This is a genomic window from Paraburkholderia sp. GAS206C (genome assembly GCF_050435645.1).
Classification (GTDB): Bacteria; Pseudomonadota; Gammaproteobacteria; order Burkholderiales; family Burkholderiaceae; genus Paraburkholderia; species Paraburkholderia phenazinium_B.
In genome coordinates, this window is record NZ_JBNDKR010000015.1 from 90,945 (window position 1) to 111,684 (window position 20,740).

General features: G+C 61.8%; 17 protein-coding genes and 1 pseudogene. 10 read left to right on the forward strand and 8 right to left on the reverse strand.

All coding sequences use genetic code 11. The features are described 5' to 3' along the window. Positions 1-5 precede the first annotated feature (5 nt). Entirely contained in the window at positions 6-1,229 is a 1,224-nt protein-coding gene (locus P3T20_RS33915) for a winged helix-turn-helix domain-containing protein (RefSeq protein WP_074266704.1), read from the forward strand. Positions 1,230-1,244: 15 nt separating this feature from the next. Here P3T20_RS33915 and P3T20_RS33920 read toward each other — a convergent pair whose 3' ends face one another. Together P3T20_RS33920 and P3T20_RS33925 are read right to left on the reverse strand one after the other, a co-directional pair. Next, positions 1,245-1,502 (reverse strand): hypothetical protein, encoded by a 258-nt coding sequence (locus tag P3T20_RS33920; protein WP_074266705.1) that lies wholly within the window; start codon positions 1,500-1,502, stop codon positions 1,245-1,247. Positions 1,503-1,742: 240 nt separating this feature from the next. Further along, positions 1,743-2,639: a DMT family transporter gene (locus P3T20_RS33925; RefSeq protein WP_429289165.1), complete on the reverse strand. Its 897-nt coding sequence runs from the start codon at positions 2,637-2,639 to the stop codon at positions 1,743-1,745. 137 nt (positions 2,640-2,776) lie between these two features. Between P3T20_RS33925 and P3T20_RS33930 the strand changes: the two genes are divergently transcribed. After that, the gene (locus P3T20_RS33930; RefSeq protein ID WP_429289166.1) at positions 2,777-3,727 is read left to right on the forward strand and encodes a helix-turn-helix domain-containing protein; all 951 of its coding nucleotides are present in this window, start codon (positions 2,777-2,779) and stop codon (positions 3,725-3,727) included. Positions 3,728-3,761: 34 nt separating this feature from the next. Here P3T20_RS33930 and P3T20_RS33935 read toward each other — a convergent pair whose 3' ends face one another. From P3T20_RS33935 to P3T20_RS33950, 4 genes are all read right to left on the reverse strand, one after another. Further along, positions 3,762-6,794 carry an FAD-binding and (Fe-S)-binding domain-containing protein gene (locus P3T20_RS33935; protein WP_429289167.1) on the reverse strand — a complete coding sequence of 1,011 codons (3,033 nt, stop codon included), beginning with the start codon at positions 6,792-6,794 and terminating at the stop codon, positions 3,762-3,764. Positions 6,795-6,815: 21 nt separating this feature from the next. Next, positions 6,816-7,580, reverse strand: a complete 765-nt coding sequence (locus P3T20_RS33940; protein WP_429289168.1) for a 2-keto-4-pentenoate hydratase — start codon at positions 7,578-7,580, stop codon at positions 6,816-6,818. Positions 7,581-7,638: 58 nt separating this feature from the next. Further along, positions 7,639-8,925, reverse strand: coding sequence for an MFS transporter (locus P3T20_RS33945; RefSeq protein WP_429289169.1), 1,287 nt, complete (start codon positions 8,923-8,925; stop codon positions 7,639-7,641). 180 nt (positions 8,926-9,105) lie between these two features. Next, positions 9,106-10,326, reverse strand: coding sequence for a pyridoxal-phosphate-dependent aminotransferase family protein (locus P3T20_RS33950; RefSeq protein ID WP_429289170.1), 1,221 nt, complete (start codon positions 10,324-10,326; stop codon positions 9,106-9,108). A 160-nt stretch (positions 10,327-10,486) separates the two neighbouring features. Between P3T20_RS33950 and P3T20_RS33955 the strand changes: the two genes are divergently transcribed. The 6 genes and pseudogenes from P3T20_RS33955 to P3T20_RS33980 all read left to right on the forward strand — a co-directional run bounded on the left by P3T20_RS33955 (position 10,487) and on the right by P3T20_RS33980 (position 17,991). Next, a complete protein-coding gene (locus tag P3T20_RS33955; RefSeq protein WP_074266712.1) occupies positions 10,487-11,212 on the forward strand; it encodes a GntR family transcriptional regulator in 726 nt (241 codons plus the stop codon). A gap of 136 nt (positions 11,213-11,348) precedes the next feature. Next, a pseudogene (locus P3T20_RS33960) lies at positions 11,349-12,934 on the forward strand (Na+/H+ antiporter). A gap of 232 nt (positions 12,935-13,166) precedes the next feature. Then, positions 13,167-14,126, forward strand: a complete 960-nt coding sequence (locus P3T20_RS33965) for a GlxA family transcriptional regulator (RefSeq protein WP_074266715.1) — start codon at positions 13,167-13,169, stop codon at positions 14,124-14,126. Positions 14,127-14,210: 84 nt separating this feature from the next. Continuing rightward, positions 14,211-14,966 (forward strand): SDR family oxidoreductase, encoded by a 756-nt coding sequence (locus P3T20_RS33970; RefSeq protein WP_074266716.1) that lies wholly within the window; start codon positions 14,211-14,213, stop codon positions 14,964-14,966. A 356-nt stretch (positions 14,967-15,322) separates the two neighbouring features. Next, positions 15,323-17,050 carry an IlvD/Edd family dehydratase gene (locus tag P3T20_RS33975; protein ID WP_074266717.1) on the forward strand — a complete coding sequence of 576 codons (1,728 nt, stop codon included), beginning with the start codon at positions 15,323-15,325 and terminating at the stop codon, positions 17,048-17,050. 17 nt (positions 17,051-17,067) lie between these two features. Further along, positions 17,068-17,991, forward strand: coding sequence for a dihydrodipicolinate synthase family protein (locus P3T20_RS33980; RefSeq protein WP_174567545.1), 924 nt, complete (start codon positions 17,068-17,070; stop codon positions 17,989-17,991). 197 nt (positions 17,992-18,188) lie between these two features. Here P3T20_RS33980 and P3T20_RS33985 read toward each other — a convergent pair whose 3' ends face one another. Next, complete coding sequence (locus P3T20_RS33985) at positions 18,189-18,398, reverse strand: hypothetical protein (RefSeq protein WP_367946966.1); 210 nt, start codon at positions 18,396-18,398, stop codon at positions 18,189-18,191. Between P3T20_RS33985 and P3T20_RS33990 the strand changes: the two genes are divergently transcribed. After that, positions 18,397-18,708, forward strand: coding sequence for a hypothetical protein (locus tag P3T20_RS33990; protein ID WP_367946967.1), 312 nt, complete (start codon positions 18,397-18,399; stop codon positions 18,706-18,708). The genes P3T20_RS33985 and P3T20_RS33990 overlap by 2 nt on opposite strands. A gap of 660 nt (positions 18,709-19,368) precedes the next feature. Continuing rightward, entirely contained in the window at positions 19,369-20,082 is a 714-nt protein-coding gene (locus tag P3T20_RS33995; protein ID WP_074266719.1) for an OmpA family protein, read from the forward strand. A 55-nt stretch (positions 20,083-20,137) separates the two neighbouring features. Here the strand turns inward: P3T20_RS33995 and P3T20_RS34000 are convergent, their stop codons facing one another. Next, positions 20,138-20,308, reverse strand: a complete 171-nt coding sequence (locus P3T20_RS34000) for a hypothetical protein (protein WP_167379420.1) — start codon at positions 20,306-20,308, stop codon at positions 20,138-20,140. Positions 20,309-20,740: the final 432 nt, after the last annotated feature.

A 20,740-nucleotide genomic window follows, 5' to 3' on the forward strand; every position in this document is an offset into this window, starting at 1 on the left:
ACCGCGTGAAGACTCTCCCGTTATCCGCCGCCCGCACCCTCCATCTGGCCGCGCAAGGTCTCTTGACCCCGCCGCGCCGCAAAGCCACCAAAGCCGACGTCATCGACGCGATTCGCCGCATGGCGCAGTTGCAGATCGACACGATTCACGTCGTCGCGCGCAGCCCTTATCTCGTCCTGTTCAGCCGCCTCGGTGCGTACACGCCGCAGTGGCTCGACGAGCATCTGGCCGAAGGCAAGCTGTTCGAATACTGGTCGCACGAGGCCTGCCTGTTGCCGATCGAAGACTACGGTCTGCTACGTCACCGCATGCTCGACCCGAGCGGGATGGGCTGGAAATACGCAGGCGAGTGGCACAAGCAGTACCGCAAGGAGATCGACCAGCTGCTCAAGCAGATCCGCGCGAATGGGCCGGTGCGTTCGGCAGATTTCGTCCGCGAGGCCGGCAAGAGTAACGGATGGTGGGACTGGAAGCCGGAGAAGCGCCACCTCGAAGTGCTGTTTGCCATCGGCGAATTGATGGTGGCTGAGCGGCGCAATTTTCATCGCGTCTATGACCTGACCGAGCGGGTGCTGCCGGGCTGGAACGACAAACGCGATCTGCAACCGGCGGCGGCGGTCGAGCCGGAACTGTTGCGACGCAGTTGCCGGGCGTTAGGCGTGGCGCGCGCCGATTGGGTGGCTGACTACTACCGGCTGCCGCGCCGACCGTATGTCGAAGCCTTGCACGCGCTGGCCGATCAAGGAGAGCTGGTTCCGGTTCGCGTCGAAGGATGGAAGCAGGATACGTACGTGCATCAGGAGTTCGCGCCGCTGATCGACGATGCGGCGAGCGGCAAACTGACCTCGACGGTCACGACCTTGCTCTCGCCGTTCGATCCGGTGGTGTGGGATCGCAAGCGCGCCGCGGCGCTATTCGACTTCGACTATGTGATCGAGTGCTATACGCCCGCGGCCAAACGCAAATACGGCTACTTCGTGCTGCCGATTCTGAACCGCGGCAAGCTGATTGGCCGGGCCGATGCGAAGGCGCATCGCACGAGCGGCATCTTCGAGTTGAAGGCGCTTCATCTGGAACCGGGAGTACGCGTCAGCGGCCGTCTCGCCGCCGATCTGCGGCGCGCCATCCAGCGTTGCGCCGACTGGCATGGCACGCCGGAAGTGCAGATCACGTCGGCGCCACCCGAGCTGCTCGAAGCGTTAGCAGCGCAGGAAAGTGTGGAAGCCTGAATCGACTGATCAATTTCAGTGATCGAGCTTGACCCGTAATTCGCGCGCCGTTTCCAGCAGGCCTTCATAGCCGGAACGGGCGTGCTCGGGCAAATCCGGGTCGCCCACCAGGGTGCCGAGCGTCTCGATCAGGCTGTACAGCAGACCTCTGGCTGCGCCCGATGCAATGCCGCCCGAACTCACCAACTGGTCGACGTGGCTGACAGCTGCGTCAAGGTGTTCGAGATCAGGCCGTTCGCCCGCTTCCTGCTTTTGCGAAACATCACGCGTCATGATGGAGCGTCTCTCAGTTGTGGCGGTGGTGAATGAATCTCTAATGTTGTTATATACCGATCAGGATCAATCGTCCATCCGCCGCACGCCACTCCCGAACGTTCTCACCTTTACGCGTCGATGCATTGGCTTGAGTGCAATCGATTCCCGAAAAGACTCACCTCAACGAGATGAGGGTGCACGGTGCGGCTACTCAAGCCTCACCGTGGATCGCACAGGAATCGGCGGGGAAGCGACGGATCAGGTAGCGGCGCGCCGCGAGAAGAAGCGCCGCGTCAGATCGAACGCTACGAGGTTGCCTGCCACCACGAGTACCAGACCAACGACGGCCAAAACAGTCCAGCGATAGCCCTCGAATACGGTAGAGACCGCTAACGCCACGATCGGAAACAGCACGGTGCAATAGGCGGCACGCTCCGGGCCCATGCGTCCCACCAGCATCAGATAGGCCGTAAATCCGACCACCGAGCCGAACACGGCCAGATACGCAAGCGCACCGAGATACCGCACATCCGGTTCGACGCTGAACGGCAAGCCTGCCAAAGCGCTGCCCACGGTCAGGATGCTGGCGCCGATCAGCATGGCCCAGCTATTGGTGACGAGCGGATGCAGACCCATCGACTGCATCCGGCTCGACAGCAGGCTGCCAGTGGAAAAGCACAACGTGCCGAGCAATGCGACACCCATCCCGAGCCACGCGGTCTGGTCGCCGAGGTGTCCAGCCATCTGCGGCACGAACAGGCACAGGATGCCCACCAGGCCCAGCAATGCGCCCAGGATGACCGTGGGTTGCAGCGGCCGTCCCATGAACAGCCGGCCGTTGATCGAATTCAGCAGCGGCGCGATCGAGAAGATCACCGCAACCAGACCGCTCGGCACGACCTGCTCGGCGTAGTAGAAGCACAGAAAGTTGCAGCAGAACAGCGCCAGGCCCTGCGCCGCCAGATATCGCCAAGCGGCACGCGGCGGCCAGATCGCCCGGCGCATGATGCGCAGCACTGCGAACAGGATCAGCGCGGCGAGCCCGAAGCGCCAGGCAATCGACACCGGCGGCGGCACCACGCCGAGTTGCCATTTGATGGCGATCCAGGTGGTACCCCAGATCAGAACGGTTAAGGCATAAAGAAACAGGTTCATGGCAACGCTTGCGGGATGAAAATCGGGGATTCGACCACCCGAGTCTGCGCCTGCGGACCAGCCACTACTTGTCCAGGATTGCGCACTTTTTGGCCGTGCGGAGCGGCGACTGCGCCGTCCGCTCTATACTGTAAGCCATGCAATCCGCCACTTCTTCAGCCGTGAATACCGCCATCCAGCCCGGCACCGCGATCGACTCCACCGAGACGCCATTTGGCATCCAGTCGGTATGTCACACGCTGCGCGACGCCAACGCGACGCTGCAGCGCTTCGCGTGGCTCGGCGACCAGTTGGCGGTGGCGGAGTGGACTCGCGAGACGGAGGAAGCCGAAACCGTCTATGAAAATCCGGGCCATCACACGCTGTCGTGCTATATCGACGGCGGATATCGCACTGAGCGTCAAAAGATGCCGGGGCTGTATGGCGCGCCGACCCGCTTGTGCGCGCTGCCCGGCGACCACGAATCGCGCTGGTGGGTGCGCGGCAAGATGCATTTCATGCATCTGTATTTTTTGCCCGAGCACTTCACGCAACGCGCCGTGAGGGAGTTGGACCGCGAGCCGCGGGAAGTGACGCTGGCTGACCGCACCTATTTCGAAGACGCGCGCATTGCTACGCTGTGTCAGTCGTTAACCGAGGAAAGATGGGACGACGCCGATGGTCTGCTAAGGACCAATGAAACAGCGCACGAAGTATTGAGCCTGCTGCTGAAGTCGCAAGGCGTGAGCCGTACCGATGCGGAGCTCAGAGGCGGTCTCTCGGTGGCGACGCGCCGGCGGCTACGCGACTACATCGACGCGCATCTCAGCCAGCCGCTCACGTTGGGCGATCTGGCCGATGTGGCCTGTCTGTCGGAATACCACCTGGCGCGTATGTTCCGCACATCGTTCGGTTTGCCGCCGGCTGCGTGGATCGCCCAGCAGCGTATCGAACGGGCTCGGCTGCTGTTGCGCACCACGGCGTTGCCGCTCGCCCAGATCGCGGCGCGCTGCGGTTATGCGAACGCCAGCCACTTTAGCCACCGCTTCCGCGAAGCGGTGGGCGTGGCGCCGATGCTGTTCCGCCAGGCGATGAGCACGGCGGCGTAAGGTCAGCTGAAGTCAACTACGCCAGGCTTATTGCCTACTTCAAGGCCATCGCCAGCACACGCGCCACGTGCACAGCGTCGACGCCGGCGCCGTCGTGAATCTGATGCCGGCAACTGGTGCCGTCGGCCACCATCACCGTATCGGCGCCGATCTTGCGCACCGCCGGCAGCAACGACAACTCCGCCATCGCCTGCGAAGTCGCATAGTGCTCAGCTTCGTAACCAAAACTGCCGGCCATCCCGCAGCACGATGACTCGACCGTCGACACCGTCAGCTCTGGAATCCACTTCAGCACGGTTTGCACAGGCGTGAAAGCGTCGAAGGCTTTCTGATGGCAATGGCCATGCACGAGGGCCTTTTGTGTCGGCAGTGGTTTGAGGTCGAGCTTCACGCGCCCGGCTTTCTGCTCGCTAACCAGAAACTCTTCGAACAGGAACGCCGACTTCGACAGCCGTTGCGCTTCCTCACCAAAACCATAGTGGAGAAACTCATCGCGCAACGACAGCAGACACGACGGTTCGAGTCCGACAATCGGCACACCGCGATCGACAAACGGCTTGAATGTATCAAGCATGCGCCGCGCTTCCTGCTTCGCCTCGTTCACTAGGCCTGCGGCGAGGAACGTACGCCCGCAACACACCGGCCGCTCGCCCTGGCGAGTGTTGAAGTGCACGGTATAGCCAGCAGCCTCCAGCACCTGTTGCGCGGCGCGCGCATTCTCCGGTTCCATGTTGTTGTTAAACGTATCGACGAACAACAGGACTTCTTTCACTTGCGCATTCGAACCAACCGGGCGAGCCGCGCGTGTCGAAGCGGCCCCTGCCAGGAACGACTTGCGAAAACGCGGCAGCGTGCGCTCGGGCGCAAAACCCACCGTGCGCTTGAACCATCCGGACAGCACCGGCACGTTCTCAGCCAACGCCATCAGCCCCGGCACCTTGCTCGCGAACGGCGCATAGCGCGGCATGAACGCGACCAGCCTGTCGCGCACACTCAGACCATGCCGCTTGACGCGCGCCGCCCGTGCCTCGATCTTGAACTTCGCCATATCGACGCCGGTCGGGCAATCGCGTTTGCAGCCCTTGCATGAGACGCACAGGTCGAGCGTTTCCTTGACGTCGTCGCTCGCTAATCCTTCTTCACCGAGTTGTCCTGAGATCGCCAGACGCAATGTATTGGCGCGGCCGCGCGTCACGTGCTGCTCATCCTTCGTCACGCGATAACTCGGGCACATGGTGCCCGCGTCGAACTTGCGGCAATGGCCGTTGTTGTTGCACATCTCGACGGCCTTGCCGAGGCCGCCAGCGAGATCGTTGCCGGTACCCGGCAGCGTTTCCTCGCCGGTAAGCGGATCACGATCGACGTTCCACGCGGACCAATCGAGAGCGGTATCCAGCGCCCGTACGCGATAGCCCGGCGCGAAGCGGAAATTGCGCGCGTCGTCCATCTTCGGCGGACGCACGATCTTGTCCGGATTGAAACGGTTGTCAGGATCGAAGAGCGTCTTGATCTCGCTGAACGCTTCGTTCAGGCGCGGGCCGTATTGCCATGCCACCCATTCGCCACGGCACAGCCCATCGCCGTGCTCGCCCGAATACGCGCCTTTGTATTCCTGCACGAGAGCCGCGGCTTCTTCTGCAATCGCTCGCATCTTGAGCGCGCCGTCCTGCCGCATGTTGAGAATCGGCCGCACGTGCAGCGTACCGACGCTCGCGTGCGCGTACCAGGTGCCTTCCGTACCGTGACGGTGAAATACTTCGGTGAGCTTGCTGGTGTACTCGGCCAGGTGTTCGAGCGGCACCGCGCAGTCTTCGATGAAAGACACCGGCTTGCCGTCGCCCTTCATGCTCATCATGATGTTCAAGCCGGCTTTGCGGACTTCCCACAAGGCTTTCTGCTCGTTGGCATCCGGCATCTGCACGACCGAATCGGGCAAGCCGAGATCGGCCATCAGTTCGGTCAGTTGCTTGAGACCGGCCAATTGCTCGTCGCGATTTTCGCCGGCGAATTCCACCAGCAGGATCGCTTCGGGACGACCCACCAGCGCTTTCTCGATGACCGGGCGGAAGGCCGGGTTGCTGATCGCCAGATCGATCATCGTGCGGTCGACCAGTTCTACCGCCACCGGCTTCAGCTTGACGATGTGCTGCGTCAGATCCATCGCCTGCCAGAAGGTCGGGAAGTTGACCACGCCGAGCGCCTTGTGCGCGGGCAACGGCGAGAGCTTCAGCGTCAACTGCTGGCTGAACGCGAGCGTCCCCTCGGAGCCGACCAGCAGATGCGCGAGGTTGGCAATGCCATCATCGGTATAGGCGCGTGGATTCTGGCAGTCGAACACGTCGATGTTGTAACCGGCGACGCGCCGCAACACCTTCGGCACGCGCGCCACGATCTCGTCGCGTTCGCGCGTCGCGATGCGCTTCACGCCTTCGACGATCTCCTGCAAGCGCGCCCCTTGCGGCGCGTCTCTCAGCGACCCGAAGCGCGCTTCGCTGCCGTCGGCGAGGATCGCTTCAATAGCCTCGACGTTGTGCACCATGTTGCCGTATTCGATCGAGCGCGAGCCACACGAGTTGTTACCCGCCATCCCGCCGATCGTGCATTGCGCCGCCGTCGAAACGTCAACTGGAAACCACAATCCATGCGGCTTGAGCCAGGCGTTCAGATGATCGAGCACGACGCCTGGCTCGACCGTGACCGTGCGTGCCTCCGCATCGAACGAGACGACGTTGTTTAGCCACTTGCTGGTGTCGATCACCAGCGCCTCGCCGACCGTCTGCCCACATTGGCTCGTGCCGGCGCCGCGCGCGAGCAGCGGCACCTTTTCGCTGCGTGCCACTTCGAGCGCGATGCGCAGGTCGTCCTGATCGCGCGGCACCACGACGCCGATCGGCGTGATCTGATAGATCGACGCATCCGTCGAGTAGCGGCCACGGCTTGCGGAGTCGAACAGCACATCGCCGCGTAGGGCTTCGCGCAATCGCCTGGCAAGCGGCGTTGTCATCCGGGAACTGGACGGCACCAGATGAATCGGTTTGACGAGTAAGGGGGAAGCGGCATTCGTCATAGCGTCAGCCTGAAAAAAACTTTAGAACAGCGTCACACTGATTGGAGCAAGCCCTTCAATACGACCGCTCGCCGTGCCTGCGCTCTGCGGAAAGAACATCCCCGTGTACGAGCCGGCCGTGATCACCATCTCCGGAGTGACCGCAATGCCCCGAACCACTGCACAGTGATTCACGAGCCACGTAAGCAGCCGGCGCGGATCGCCGGCCGGATTTTTGGCGGCCTCGACCACCACGTTGCGCCCCTCGAAGCTGAACCGTAGCGACGGTGCGACAAACGGAAAATCTTCACGATACGGCACGAACTCGCCGACCACCAACGCGCCGTTGTTCTGCAAATCGGCGAGTTGAGCGAGCTTGTCGACGTTCGGCCATGCGGCGTAGCGGCTTGCGACGATTTCTATCGTTGTACCGAACGATCCGATACCCGCCAGCACTTCGGCTTCGCTATAAGGCTCCTGCGCCGGTTCGAAACGGCGGCCGAAACGGAACGCGATTTCCAGCTCGAGTGCGAGCGGCGTGAAGGCGTCGCGCGGCAGCCTGGCGCCATCTTCGTAGACGTCGGCTGCGGGCAGCGGCGCACCCTGGATCGGTCCTGTTTCGGACTTCGAACCGATCTTCCAGCCGCCGATCTCCGAGCCCGACAAGCGCAGGATCTCGTGCTGGATCGCATAGGCAGCGCCGAAATCGGCCGGTATCTGTTCCGGCGGCAGGCTGTCGAGCGTCTGATGACGTGCTCGCGCTTCGGCGAGGCGCTGGCTCAAGGGGGAGGTATCGGTAAAGTTCATCTTGATTCTTGATGAGTGATTGGTTGGAAATTGCGTGACGCGAGAGCCTGTCACAGACTCAGACATTAAGGCCCGGCGCCGGTTGAGCGCCCGCTGCCGCGCTCTGTCCGAACTTGCTTTCCGGCTGCATGCGGAAGGCCAGTACGACACCGATCCCCATCAACAGCATGCTGCCGAGAAACGGCAGTTCCCAACTACCGAAGCGGTCAATCAGGAACCCGCCCACGACCGGCGAAATGATCGCAGCCAGCGCCGAGCCCGTGTTCATCATGCCGCTAGCAGTGCCTGAATATTCCGGTGCAATGTCCATCGGGATCGCCCACATCGGTCCGATCGTCATTTCCGCAAAGAAGAACCCAGCGGACAGACACGCCATCGAGATGTACAGGTTGTGCGCAAACATCAACGGCACCAGCACGATCAGCGTCAGCAGCATGCAGATGGACACCATCCAGCTACGCGCACGTTTCAGGCTGCCTGTGCGAGTGAAAATCTTGTCCGTGACGATGCCGCCGAGGGTATCGCCGAGCACGCCCGCGAAGAACACCGTCGAGGCAAACAGGGCCGACTTCTGCAGGTCGAGGTGATAGCTATGCAAAAAGTATTGGGGGATCCAGCTCAGGAACAGCCACAACGTCCAGCCATAACAAAAGTAGACGATCGTGACCGGGGCCATGCGACGAAACAGGGCCATCCACGGCACCTTGGCAGCTCTCGGCTTGGGTACCGGCAGCACTTCGAGTTCATCGGACGTGATGCGCGGATGGTCTTTCGGATGCTCGGTGAAGGTCACCGCCCAGACGATCACCCAGAGCAGGCTGAACAGCCCACAGATGTAGAACGACTCACGCCAGCCCCAGGTGGCCATCACCAGAACGATCGCGCCGGGCGCGACCGCATTGCCGATACGCGAGGCCGCGTGTGTGATGCCCTGCGCGAAACCGCGTTTCTCTTTCGCGACCCAACGCGCCATCGCGGCGGTCGCGGCAGGAAACGTCGCGCCCTCACCGAAGCCGAGCAGCAACCGCGCGGCGAGCAGCGATGTGAGGCCGCCGGCGAGACCGGTCAGAATCGTCGCCACCGCCCACACCGCACCGCAGCAGATCAGAGTCCGCTTCGCGCCGAAGCGATCGCTTACCCAGCCACCGATGATCTGAAACACGAGATACGGATACGCAAATGCGGAAAAGACCAGACCGATCTGTGTATGTGAAAGTTGGAACTCCTTACCGAACCCAGCTGCTGCGGTACTGACGTTGACACGGTCAAGATAGGTAATGAAGTACATGATGCAGAGCATCACTAGAACGATACTGCTCGCACTGGTCACACGAAACCGCTTCATCGTCTGTCTCCGTTGCTGCGATCGACGGCGTGCCTGAAACGGCGCGCTGCGTCGTTATTTCCCTGGCGTGCGCTGCGTGGCCGTAGCGCCTTGTGGACCGCTACGGCCGCTAAGACCGTTTACTGCAAGGGGAAGACTCCTCCTCTTCCCCCTTTACTCTTTACCCGTGATGCAGACAGCTCAAGCCGCGGCTTTCAGACCAGCCCGTTGTGCCTCAGCAGTCAACCATTCCATCGCCGCCGGCAACCCGCTCGCCGCAACCGGCACACCCGCCAGTTTCAGGCCCATCTCGCAACCGGCCAGCGTTGCCAGCAGCGTGAGGTCGTTGCAGTCGCCCAGATGGCCGATGCGGAACATACGGCCCTTCATCTTGCCAAGGCCCGTGCCGAGCGACATGTCGAAGCGTTCGTAGATAGTCTTGCGCACGGCGTCAGCGTCTATACCTTCAGGCATCATCACACCCGTCAGCACTGGGCTATACACGGCAGGGTCAGCACACTGGATCTCGAGACCCCACGCCCGCACGGCGCGGCGGCAGGCTTCGGCGAGACGCTCATGGCGCGCGAAGACGTTGTCGAGCCCTTCGTCGAGAATCATCTCGAGCGCTTCCGACAAACCATAAAGCAGGTTCGTGTTCGGCGTGTACGGCCAGTAGCCGGACTTGTTCATCTCGATGATCTCAGTCCAGTCCCAGAAGCTGCGCGGCAGCTTCGCCTGCTTGCCGGCGGCGACGGCCTTCGGCGACACCGCGTTGAAGCTGATGCCCGGCGGCAGCATCAAACCCTTTTGCGAGCCCGACACGGTGACGTCGACGCCCCATTCGTCATGGCGATAGTCGGCGCAGGCCAGACCCGAGATGGTGTCGACCAGCAGCAGGGCCGGGTGACCGGCCGCGTCGATCGCACGGCGCACGGCGGCGATATCGGAAGTGACGCCCGTCGAGGTCTCGTTGTGCACCACGCAGACCGCCTTGATCGCATGCTGCGTGTCTTCGCGCAGACGCGCTTCGATCATTTGCGGCTGCACGCCACGGCGCCAGCCCTCTATACCTGGCAAGCCGAGAAACTCCGGCTTCAGACCGAGGTTTTCCGCCATCTTCTTCCACAGCGTCGCAAAGTGGCCCGTTTCGAACATCAGCACGTGGTCACCGGGGCTCAGCGTATTCGACAGCGCCGCTTCCCATGCACCCGTACCCGAAGCCGGGTAGATCACCACCGGCTGCTGGGTCTTGAAGATCTTCTTGATGCCTTCGAGCACCTTCAACCCGAGCGCGGCGAATTCCGGGCCACGGTGATCGATGGTGGGATAGCTCATCGCCCGCAAGATGCGGTCCGGCACGGGGCTCGGCCCCGGAATCTGCAGGAAGTGACGGCCCGCAGGATGAAAGTCGAGCTTCAGCATGGGTCTTCTCCGATTGAATTTTGCATGCAAAAAACTATATCAGACGATCGATGACTAACCCAAGGCAAACGTGGGTTGCTGACACCAGTGTTTACCCGCTATCTTACCTAAAGGGCCGGCTTCCTATAAAATCGCCTCCAATGATAGTGAGGGTTTTTGTATGCAAAATTCGGAATTTGACGCGGATACCGCCAGCAGCCCGCTGATGCCGAAGGTTGAGCGGCAACGGTTGCATGACACCGTAGTTGAGCACATTCGGCGCTTTATCGTCGAAGGCGTACTGGAGCCGGGCAAGAAGCTTAATGAGCGCGAGCTGTGCGAGACGCTTGGCATTTCGCGCACGCCGTTGCGCGAAGCGCTGAAGGTGCTCGCGGCAGAAGGGCTGATCGAGATCTGGCCGAACCGCGGCGCGTCGGTGTCGAAGATGTCGGAGGCGGAGTTGCGCGAGACCTTTGAGCTGATGAGCGGGCTCGAAGCGTTCTCGGGCGAGCTGGCGGCCGAACGTATCACCGCGGCAGAGCTGGCTGAGATCAAGGCGTTGCATTACGCGATGCTGGCGTGTCGCGCGCAGAACGATCTGGCGGGGTACTACAGCCGCAATCAGGCGATTCACGACAAGATCAACGAAGCGGCGCGCAATGGGGCGTTGCGGCAGACTTATATTTCGGTGAACCGACGGTTGCAGGCGCTGCGGTTTCGGTCGAACTTTCAGATTCCGAAGTGGGATCGCGCGGTTCACGATCACGGCGAGATGCTCGAGGCACTCGAAGCGCGCGACGGTAAAAGGCTGAGCGCGATCTTGCGGCAGCACTTGCTGGACAAGCGCGATGCGGTACTGCAGGTGCAGTCGCAGGAGGATGTGGCGGCTTCGCCGCTGAAGGCTTGAAGAGCTAACTACGGCGCACCGAGCTCATCGCTCAACCACGCGGAGCCCCTCCCCGCCCCCGCATTCAGTGCGGCCACCGACCTATGGTAGAAAGCAGGTTCACCACCCCATAACGTGAACTCGCCGAGACCACCCTATGTCCTCCGTTGTGGCCTTCAAACTGGTCCTGTTGTCGCTCATCGCAATGATCGGACTGCAACTGCTCGCAAAGCGCCTGCGCTTGCCACCCGCCGCCGCCCTGTTGATAGGCGGCGCAGCAATGGCCTTCGTTCCCGGCTTGCCCACCGTCACGCTCGATCCCGCTCTCGTGCTGATCGTGTTCCTGCCGCCCCTGCTGATGGACGGCGCCTATTTCTCCGTCTGGGCTGACTTCAAACGCAACCTCGGCGGCATCCTGCTGCTTGCGATCGGCGCAGTTGCCTTCACGACGCTGGTGGTCGGCGTAGTCGCGCATCAGGTCGTGCCGGGCCTGCCGTGGGGTGCCTGTTTTGCACTCGGCGCGATCGTCTCGCCGCCCGATGCGGTCGCCGCCAAAGCGGTGCTCGAGCGCGTCGCGCTGCCGCGTCAGCTGATGGTGCTGTTAGAAGGCGAAAGCCTGCTGAACGATGCCGCCGGTCTCGTCCTGTTTCGCTTCGCTGTCGCCGCGGCGTTGACAGGCACCTTCAGCACCAGCCACGCCGTCGCCAGCTTCGCGATCCTCGCGCTGGGCGGTGTCGCCGTCGGCGGAGCAATCGGCTTCCTCGTCGTGAAGCTGCTTGCCTATCTCGACGACGACTATCTGATGATCACCGCGTCCGTACTCGCCGGGTGGATCACTTATATCGCCGGCGAAATGCTCGATGTCTCCGGTGTCATCGCTACGGTCAGTTGCGGCATGACGCTCGGCTGGTATCAGCACGAGATTTTCTCCGCCGCGGTACGCACACGCGGTACGGCGTTCTGGCAGGTCGTTATCTTCCTGATGGAAGCGTTGGTGTTCATTCTGATCGGGCTGTCACTGCGCGGCGTGATTGTCCGTCTGGGTGGCGTGGGTGATGCACTGATCGCCTTCGCGCCGGCGGTTGCCGCTGTGCTCGCGGCCGTCGTACTCTCGCGCTTCGTGTGGGTGTTCGGCTCCGAAGCGTTGAAGACCGCGTTTCGCACACTCCTGCGACGCAGCGACGCCGCACCCGACTGGCGCTCGGCAACTGTCATGAGCTGGGCCGGGATGCGCGGAGTGGTGACGCTTGCGATCGCCCTGTCCTTACCCGATGAGATGCCCGGCCGCGATCTGATTCTGGTCGCCTCGTTCGCTGTGATTCTGGTGACGGTGCTCGGTCAAGGCACCACCATCGGACCGCTGATCAGATGGGTCAAACCAGCGCATACGGCAGGGCGGGACGAAAACCTTTTGAGCGAGCCGCAAGCCTGGGCGCGCCTCGAGACCGCGCAACTCTCCGCTATCCAGCCGCTCGTGCACGATACCCAGGGCAACGTCATTCATCCGCGCCTGCTCGAACAGTACAGCTACGCGCGCGCATCACCGAAGCGCATCAGCTCGACGCCGCGTACCCCGTCGACGAACGCGCCGCGCACTATGACGTCGTGTTGGCCGCGATTGCCGCCGGGCGCACGGAGTTGTTGCGGATGCATCGATCAGGGTGTATCGATGATGACCTGCTCACTATCCTCGAGCACGATCTTGATCTGCAGGAGATTGCCGCGCAACACGGGCGTGGCTGATTTGAGGTTCCGAATCGAGATCCCGAAAAACCTCACCTTTGACGTGACACGTGCAACATACGCACTACGCAACGCGCAAAGTCCTGGGTGTGAAATACTTCAAGGTGAGACTTTTCGGGACCACGGCAAGTGCGCGTGAAGACATCGGAGTCATCACACGAGCGTGAAGACCAACTCCCTGGAAATCCTCACCTTTTCGACGTAGACACAACACCATTCGAGGTCACATTCAATGCCAACCGTCGCCGTCGCGATCTTCCCCGGTGTGCAAGCGCTCGACGTCGCGGGACCCGTGGATGTCTTTTCGGAAGCCAACCTGTTTCTTCCCCCCGAAGCGCATTACCACGTGACCTTGGTCAGCGCCGAGCCAGGTACGTTGCGCGCCTCCAATGGTATGACGCTGGTCGCAGATCGGACCTTCGAGCAGGCCGAGCAAGGCTTCGACCTGGCACTGGTGGCCGGCGGCCCCGCGCTGCCCGAGCACGAGCCCGAGCCGCGCCTGACCGCCTGGATTACCACCGTCGCCGCGCGCTGCAAGCGCTACGGGTCGATCTGCACGGGTGCCTTCGCGCTCGGCCACGCAGGCTTGCTGGACGAACGCAGCGTGACCACCCACTGGCAACACGCCGCGCAACTGGCCGCGCAATTTCCTCACGCACGCGTCGACTTCGACCGCATCTATCTGCGTGACGAACAGCTCGTCACGTCCGCGGGCGTGACGGCCGGCATCGATCTCTCGCTTGCGCTCGTCGCCGAGGATCACGGGCCACGCACCGCTCTCGCAGTCGCCAAGCGCCTCGTCGTATTTGCCCAGCGCCAAGGGGGTCAATCGCAGTTCAGTCCGTATCTGACCGCGCCTGCGGATGAAACATCGGCGGTTGCCAAAGTGCAGGCGCACGTTATGGACCATATCGGCGAAAACTTCACGGTGAAACGACTCGCGGACGTCGCGGGTATGAGCGCGCGCAATTTCGCCCGCGTCTTCGTGCAGGAGACCGGCGTGACGCCACATGAATTTGTCGAGCGCGCACGGGTGGACGCGGCGCGCAAACTGCTCGAGAGCAGCCCGGCGGCGCTTAAGGCGATTGCCTACGACTGCGGCTTCGGCACCGCCGACCGCATGCGCATCGTGTTCATGCGGCGCATCGGCGCTACGCCCATGCAGTATCGGGAGCGCTTCCGCTCGGCGTGAACGGCGCGACGCTGCAGACTCACGGTGCATCGTGAGAAAATGCTCAGCCTCACCTCTTGCCTCAGGCGCTCGCCGCCAATCATCATGACCACATCCATTACTCGCGCCATCGTTACTGGCCATACACGTGGCGTCGGAGCTGCGCTTGCCGAACAGCTGTTGTCGCGCGACATAGCCGTGCTGGGACTTTCGCGTTCGCGCAACATAGCACTCGCGCAACGTTTCCCGCAGACACTCGAAGAAATCGAAGTCGATCTGGCCGATCCTTCGCGAGTCGCGCAATGGCTCGCTGGCGACGCGCTGAGCCGCTTCGTCGACGGTGCGCACAGCGTGCTGCTCTTCAACAATGCCGGTACGGTGCAGCCGGTGGGTCCCATCGACACGCAGGACGCCGGCGCAATCGCCAGCGCGGTAGGCCTGAACGTGGCGACACCATTGATGCTCGCGAGCGCTGTCGCCAAAGTAAGCGTGGCAGCAAGCGACCGGCGGATCGCGCATATCTCGAGCGGTGCGGCGCGCAACGCCTATCCGGGCTGGAGCATCTACTGCGCGACCAAAGCCGCGCTGGATCACCACGCACGCGCAGTCGTTCTCGACACCAATCGCGCACTACGTATCTGCAGCGTCGCGCCGGGCGTGATCGATACCGACATGCAAGCGGAAATTCGCGGCAGCGGCAAAGAGCAATTCCCGTTGCGCGAACGATTCGAAGAACTTAAACGCAACGGCCAGCTGTCTACACCTGCGGCGTGCGCTACCCAGTTGATCGACTTCGTCTTGAGCGATGCGTTTGGAGAAACGCCCGTCGCGGATATCCGCGACTTGACCCAGCGCAGTTGACACTTGCACCGCCTGCGGCGTCCGGCTCCCGAATATCCTCACCATTTCGGCTGCCGGTCCGCGGGCTCGCATCTCAAGCAGTGCGTCTCCGTCAGGCGATTTCTTCACCTTAAGTCACGACATCTCGCGACGCCGTCGCGCTCCCGAAAGTACTCACCTTTGACCTGGCGTCGTCGTTTCGCACCGGGCGTTCTCGCGTGACACGACGTGTCAAGGTCGAGCGAGGCAGCTTCAGATATGGGGACACCCGCACTTTGATTGACGAACCTCCGGGCCGCTCCTAAAGTTCATTGCAAACAGCGCAGCAAGCGTCGCGTTGCAAAGAGCTTGATTGAAGCGCATCAAAGGAGACACCTGTGAACAGTCCCACCAGAAAACCTCTGCGCAGCCAGGCCTGGTTTGGCAAAGCCGATAAGGATGGCTTCATTCACCGCTCGTGGATGAAAAACCAGGGACTGCCACACCATCTGTTCGACGGCCGGCCGGTAATCGGCATCTGCAATACGTGGTCGGAACTCACACCCTGCAATGCCCACTTTCGGGAACTGGCCGAGTACGTCAAGAAGGGCGTCTACGAGGCGGGGGGATTTCCGGTGGAGTTTCCGGTCATGTCGCTGGGCGAGTCGAACCTGCGGCCCACGGCGATGCTGTTTCGCAATCTGGCTTCGATGGATGTCGAAGAGTCGATTCGCGGCAATCCGATCGACGGCGTGATTCTGCTATGCGGCTGCGACAAGACCACGCCTGCGCTGCTGATGGGCGCAGCGTCGTGCAATCTGCCGACCCTTGCCGTCTCGGGCGGTCCGATGCTAAACGGCCGCTATCGCGGCCAGACAATCGGCTCGGGCACCGGCGTGTGGCAAATGTCCGAGCAGGTTCGCGCCGGTACGATGAACATGGAGCAGTTCATTGAGGCAGAAAGCTGCATGAACCGTTCGCGCGGCCACTGCATGACCATGGGCACAGCCTCGACCATGGCCAGCATGGTCGAGGCGCTCGGCATGGGATTGCCGCACAACGCCGCCATTCCCGCCGTCGATGCGCGCCGCCAGGTCCTGGCTCACATGGCGGGGCGCCGCATCGTAGAGATGGTCAACGAAGACCTCACGATGGACAAAATCCTGACGCGTGCGGCCTTTGAAAACGCGATTCGCGCCAACGCCGCGATCGGCGGTTCGACCAATGCCGTGGTTCACCTGCTGGCGATTGCCGGACGCATCGGCGTCGACCTGACGCTGGAAGACTGGGAATACGGCTCCGATGTGCCCTGCCTCGTGAACCTGCAGCCGTCGGGCGAGTTCCTGATGGAAGATTTTTATTACGCTGGCGGTTTGCCTGCGGTGCTGCGCGAACTGGGCCAAGCGGAGTTGCTTCATCGCGATGCCTTGACCGTGAACGGCCGCACGATCTGGGACAACGTGAGCCAGGCTGAATGCTTCGACCGCAAGGTCATTTTCCCGATTGAGGAACCGTTCAAAGCGAAGGCGGGGATCGCGGTGCTAAAGGGAAACCTGGCGCCCGACGGCGCTGTGATCAAACCGTCGGCGGCAACGGCGGCGCTGCTGCAGCACCGAGGCCGCGCGGTGGTATTCGAAAGCGTTGAAGATCTGCACGCACGGATCAACGACGACAACCTCGATATCGACGCCAGTTGCGTCATGGTGCTCAAAGGCGCAGGACCGAAGGGCTACCCGGGCTTTGCCGAAGTCGGCAACATGCCGCTGCCGCCCAAGGTGTTGAAGCAGGGCATTACGGACATGGTGCGCATCTCGGATGGCCGCATGAGCGGCACGGCCTACGGCGCGGTAGTCTTGCACGTCGCCCCGGAGGCGGCCGCGGGCGGTACGCTGGCACTCGTGCAGGACGGCGACATGATCGAACTCGACGTAACGGGACGCCGACTCCATCTCGATGTGGACGACGCCGAGCTGGCGCGTCGCAAGGCGGCCTGGCAAGCGCCGCCGTCACCTGAGCGCGGCTGGTACAAGCTGTACGTGAATAGCGTCCAGCAGGCCAACCTCGGTGCCGATCTGGAATTTCTCGTCGGCTCGAGCGGCGCAGCCGTGCCGCGCGATTCTCATTGAACAGGTGGCTCGACGCCATGGACTCGTCCCGCACCAGCGAACCTCGAATCGCAGGCATCTATCCGATTCTCTACGCGTATTTCGATCGTCACAACCAGCTCGATCGGGAAGCCATGCGCAGACAGATGCAAGCTGTCGTCGGGGCCCGTGCGCCCGGCGTCGCCGTGTTGGGACTGGCGACCGAGGTCAACAAGCTCTCGCGCGTCGAACGCGAGCAGGTCATCCAGTGGGCGATTGAAGATAGCGGCGGCGCGTTGCCGCTCGCGGTGACTGTCAGCGGCACCTCGGTCGAGGCTCAACGCGAACTGGCCCGCTTCGCTGCCGCGCAAGGCGCAAGCTGGCTTATCCTGCAGCCGCCCTCGTTGCCGCCGGGCACCGCGCCTCAACCTGAGACTTTCTATTTCGATTTTTTCGCTACCGTGATGGACGGCTTCGACGTACCCATGGGCATCCAGAACGCTCCCGAATATCTCGGCGTGGGACTCTCGCCCGATAGTCTCGAACGACTCGCCGTGCGATGTCCGAACTTCCAGCTGCTCAAAGGCGAAGGGCCGTCGATCGTGCTCGCGGAGACCATTGCACGCGTCGGCCATCTGATGCCGGTACTGAACGGGCGCGGCGGCCTGGAGTTGCTCGACAATCTGCGCGCCGGCTGCGCCGGCATGATCGTGGCGCCGGACTGCTTCGACTGGCAACAACGTGTCTACGAAGCATTTGCGAACGGCGATGTGGCTCGCGCTGAGACGCTGTATCGCGAGGTGCTGCCCGGCATCGTATTCGTGATGCAGTCGCTCGATACACTGATCTGCTACGGCAAACGGATTGCCGCGTGGCGCATGGATTTCGAGGTACAGCACGATCGCGACACGAAGTTGCTGCCGAGCCGCTTCGGTCTCGAAACAGCTCGGCGCTTTGCGCATACGCTCGGGCCGTTGCCGTGAGTGACGGTTGGCCGGGCCGGTTCATGGCGCGCGGCGTGCAGCGTGCGGTGATCCATGAAAACCAACTGCGTCGCACAGCGCTCGAGCGTTGGCGGCATCGCTCAAACCACGCTCCCGAAAAGACTCACCTTTCGCCAGCAGCGCATTGCGACGGAGACTAAAAAGGCTGCTTTGCTGGCACCCAGCAGTCTCGCCGCTTACTGCGCCGCGTCGTGCTGCGGCGATTTCGCCGGCCGCCCTGTCTTGACCGTTTCGACGGCCGAAATCGCATCGAGCAATCGTGCAATCGGCACCCCTTCGAGCAGCAGCAGACCCGCGCGCAGCAACTCGCTCTTCTTGACGGCCACGCCCGCATCCAGACACTTCTGCTTGAGCGCTGCGAGTTTTTCGTAGTCCGACTTCGGCATGGTGAAGCTGTCGCGGACCACCTTTTCCTTCTTCAGGCGCTTTGCTTTTTGTTCTGCCGTGACGCTATCTGGCTTCGTTTCTACAGACTTGGCTGGCTTCACACGGGGAGTTTTCGGCGCCGCAGCCTTCGGCTTGGCCGGCTTGGCGGTTTTGGCCGCCCTGGCCGCTCTGGCAGGCACCGCGGGCTTTTCCGGCGCCGCAGCGGGGGCAACAGCGGGCCTGGTTCTGCCGTTTGCGCGACTCGATGCGGGAGTGGTTTTCTTGCTCGGCTTCCTGGTGCTGGGTGCGGCCATGGTTATCTCCGGGTGAGAAATACGCAAAACAGTATATATTGTTTATCCCATTTCTCCATTCACAGGGATGGAGGCCGCTACGGCAACGAAGTTGTCCACAGATTCTGTTTGCAAGGGTGTGCATAACTCGCGGGCAAACCACGCAAGTGGTTGAAACGCATGAGGTTATGAGTCCGGCGTCAGGGATGTGCAACGCGCGCTTCGTCGAGGAGCAAATCAGGTTTGATTTTGATCGGCAAGGTGATAAGCATGCCCAGGAAAATCCTCACCGAAGATCGTCGAAAGGTGAAGGCGACACGAGCTTAAAGCCGCACCTCTTCGTTGCGAGCCTTGGCTCCCGAAAAACCTCACCTTCGGGCGCAGCTGCAATTAATCTGCATTCCCAGGTAGGCCTTTAAACAGCAATTGAGATGTCAACGGGTTAAACTCGCGACATGTTTAACGTCGCTGTGCTTTCTGCGGCAGCCCCCGAATATCCTCACCCTCGTCAATTCGGTCTCAGCCGTTTAACCATTGTTTTCAATTGCTTCAGCCCCAGCCACAGCGCCTGAGCCGAGAATCCGTAACACCGCACACGTCTCGTTACAAACCGAGAGAGCTTGTCATATGCGCTCTTTCTAGAATGCGCATGTGCCGATTTCAACCAAGGCGCCCCACAACAATCCGGAGTTGTCTCATGACGTTCCTAAAATCAAAACCGGTCGAAGACCGCGCGCGCTCCTCCCGTCAACGGGCCTCATATTCACGCGTGATGGTACGCACGCTGATCGCTGCCGCGGCGCTCGCCGCAACGGCGCCAGCCGCTTTCGCACAGGTCGTGCTCGTGCCGATTCCTGCTCCGGTTCGCGAATATGCTCCGCCGCCCCGCCCTGGATATATGTGGCACCACGGCTACTGGCAGTGGGAACATGGCCGTTATGTGTGGGTTACCGGTGGGTGGGTCACACAACCGCGTGTTGCCTATGGTGTGTATCCGGCAACGGTGCAACCCGCGCCTGAGCCGCCCCCGCCGCCGCGCGTCGAGCGTCTGTCTGCGGACGCGCTGTTTCCTTTCGACCGGGGTGATGTCAACGACATTCGCCCCGCGGGTCTGCAAGACCTCTCGCAAATCGCGGCACGACTGCGTGCGAATCCTTTCGGTCACGTCGAGGTACGCGGCTATACCGACCGGCTCGGGTCCGATTCCTACAACATGGAGCTATCCAGAAGGCGAGCCGAAGCAGTCAAGGCGGTACTGGTCCAGCAAGGTGTGCCGGCGCAGAAGATTCGCGCCGACGGACTCGGCAGCCAGGACCCCGTGACCCAATGCGGCAATATGGATAACGCGGATCTGGTTCGATGCCTGCAACCGGATCGTCGCGTGGAGATCGTCACGTACGTGCGAGGCTAGCCGCACACACGCAGAAAGCCGGCGCAGGATGCGCCGGCCCATCCATAGCCAAGGCTTATCCTTGAGCAGTGTTGGTGGGCACCGCGATCGAGCCATGCGGTCCGCCGCCGGGACCACCAGGACCACCGCCACCGGGGCCGCCCCAACCTGGGCCCGGTCCCCACCAGCAACCGCTCAGGGTTGCCGTCAACGCAGCCAGGGCCGCTACTATCGCTAACTTTCTCATGCTTTTCTCCTTCGTGAGGTATTGCGAGCACGGATACCGTCGCTTCAGAATCCGTGAAATGCAATGCCCAGAACATATCAACCGACGAAGGATCGCGTTTGAGAACGTAGTTACAAAACCGTACAGAAGTTTGTCGCCAGCGTACGCGGGTATTCGCTGAATCACCCTTGTTTACACACGCTTTAGCAAGACATGAGACATCGTTTGCGCAATCCGATGCTTCTACTTCCTGTTGCTCTAAGTAAGCCGATGTAAGCGCTTGAGTTCGTCTCGAGCAACAACACGCGCTGTTCGGGATCTCCTGGAACTCCTCACCTTATAAGCAGCAACTCCTGGAAGTCCTCACCATCCCGAATCCTCTCACCTTAACCAATACATTGACCAGCGAGCGACCAACGTACGACGCCTTCCACCCGCAACGTACTTCCCGTT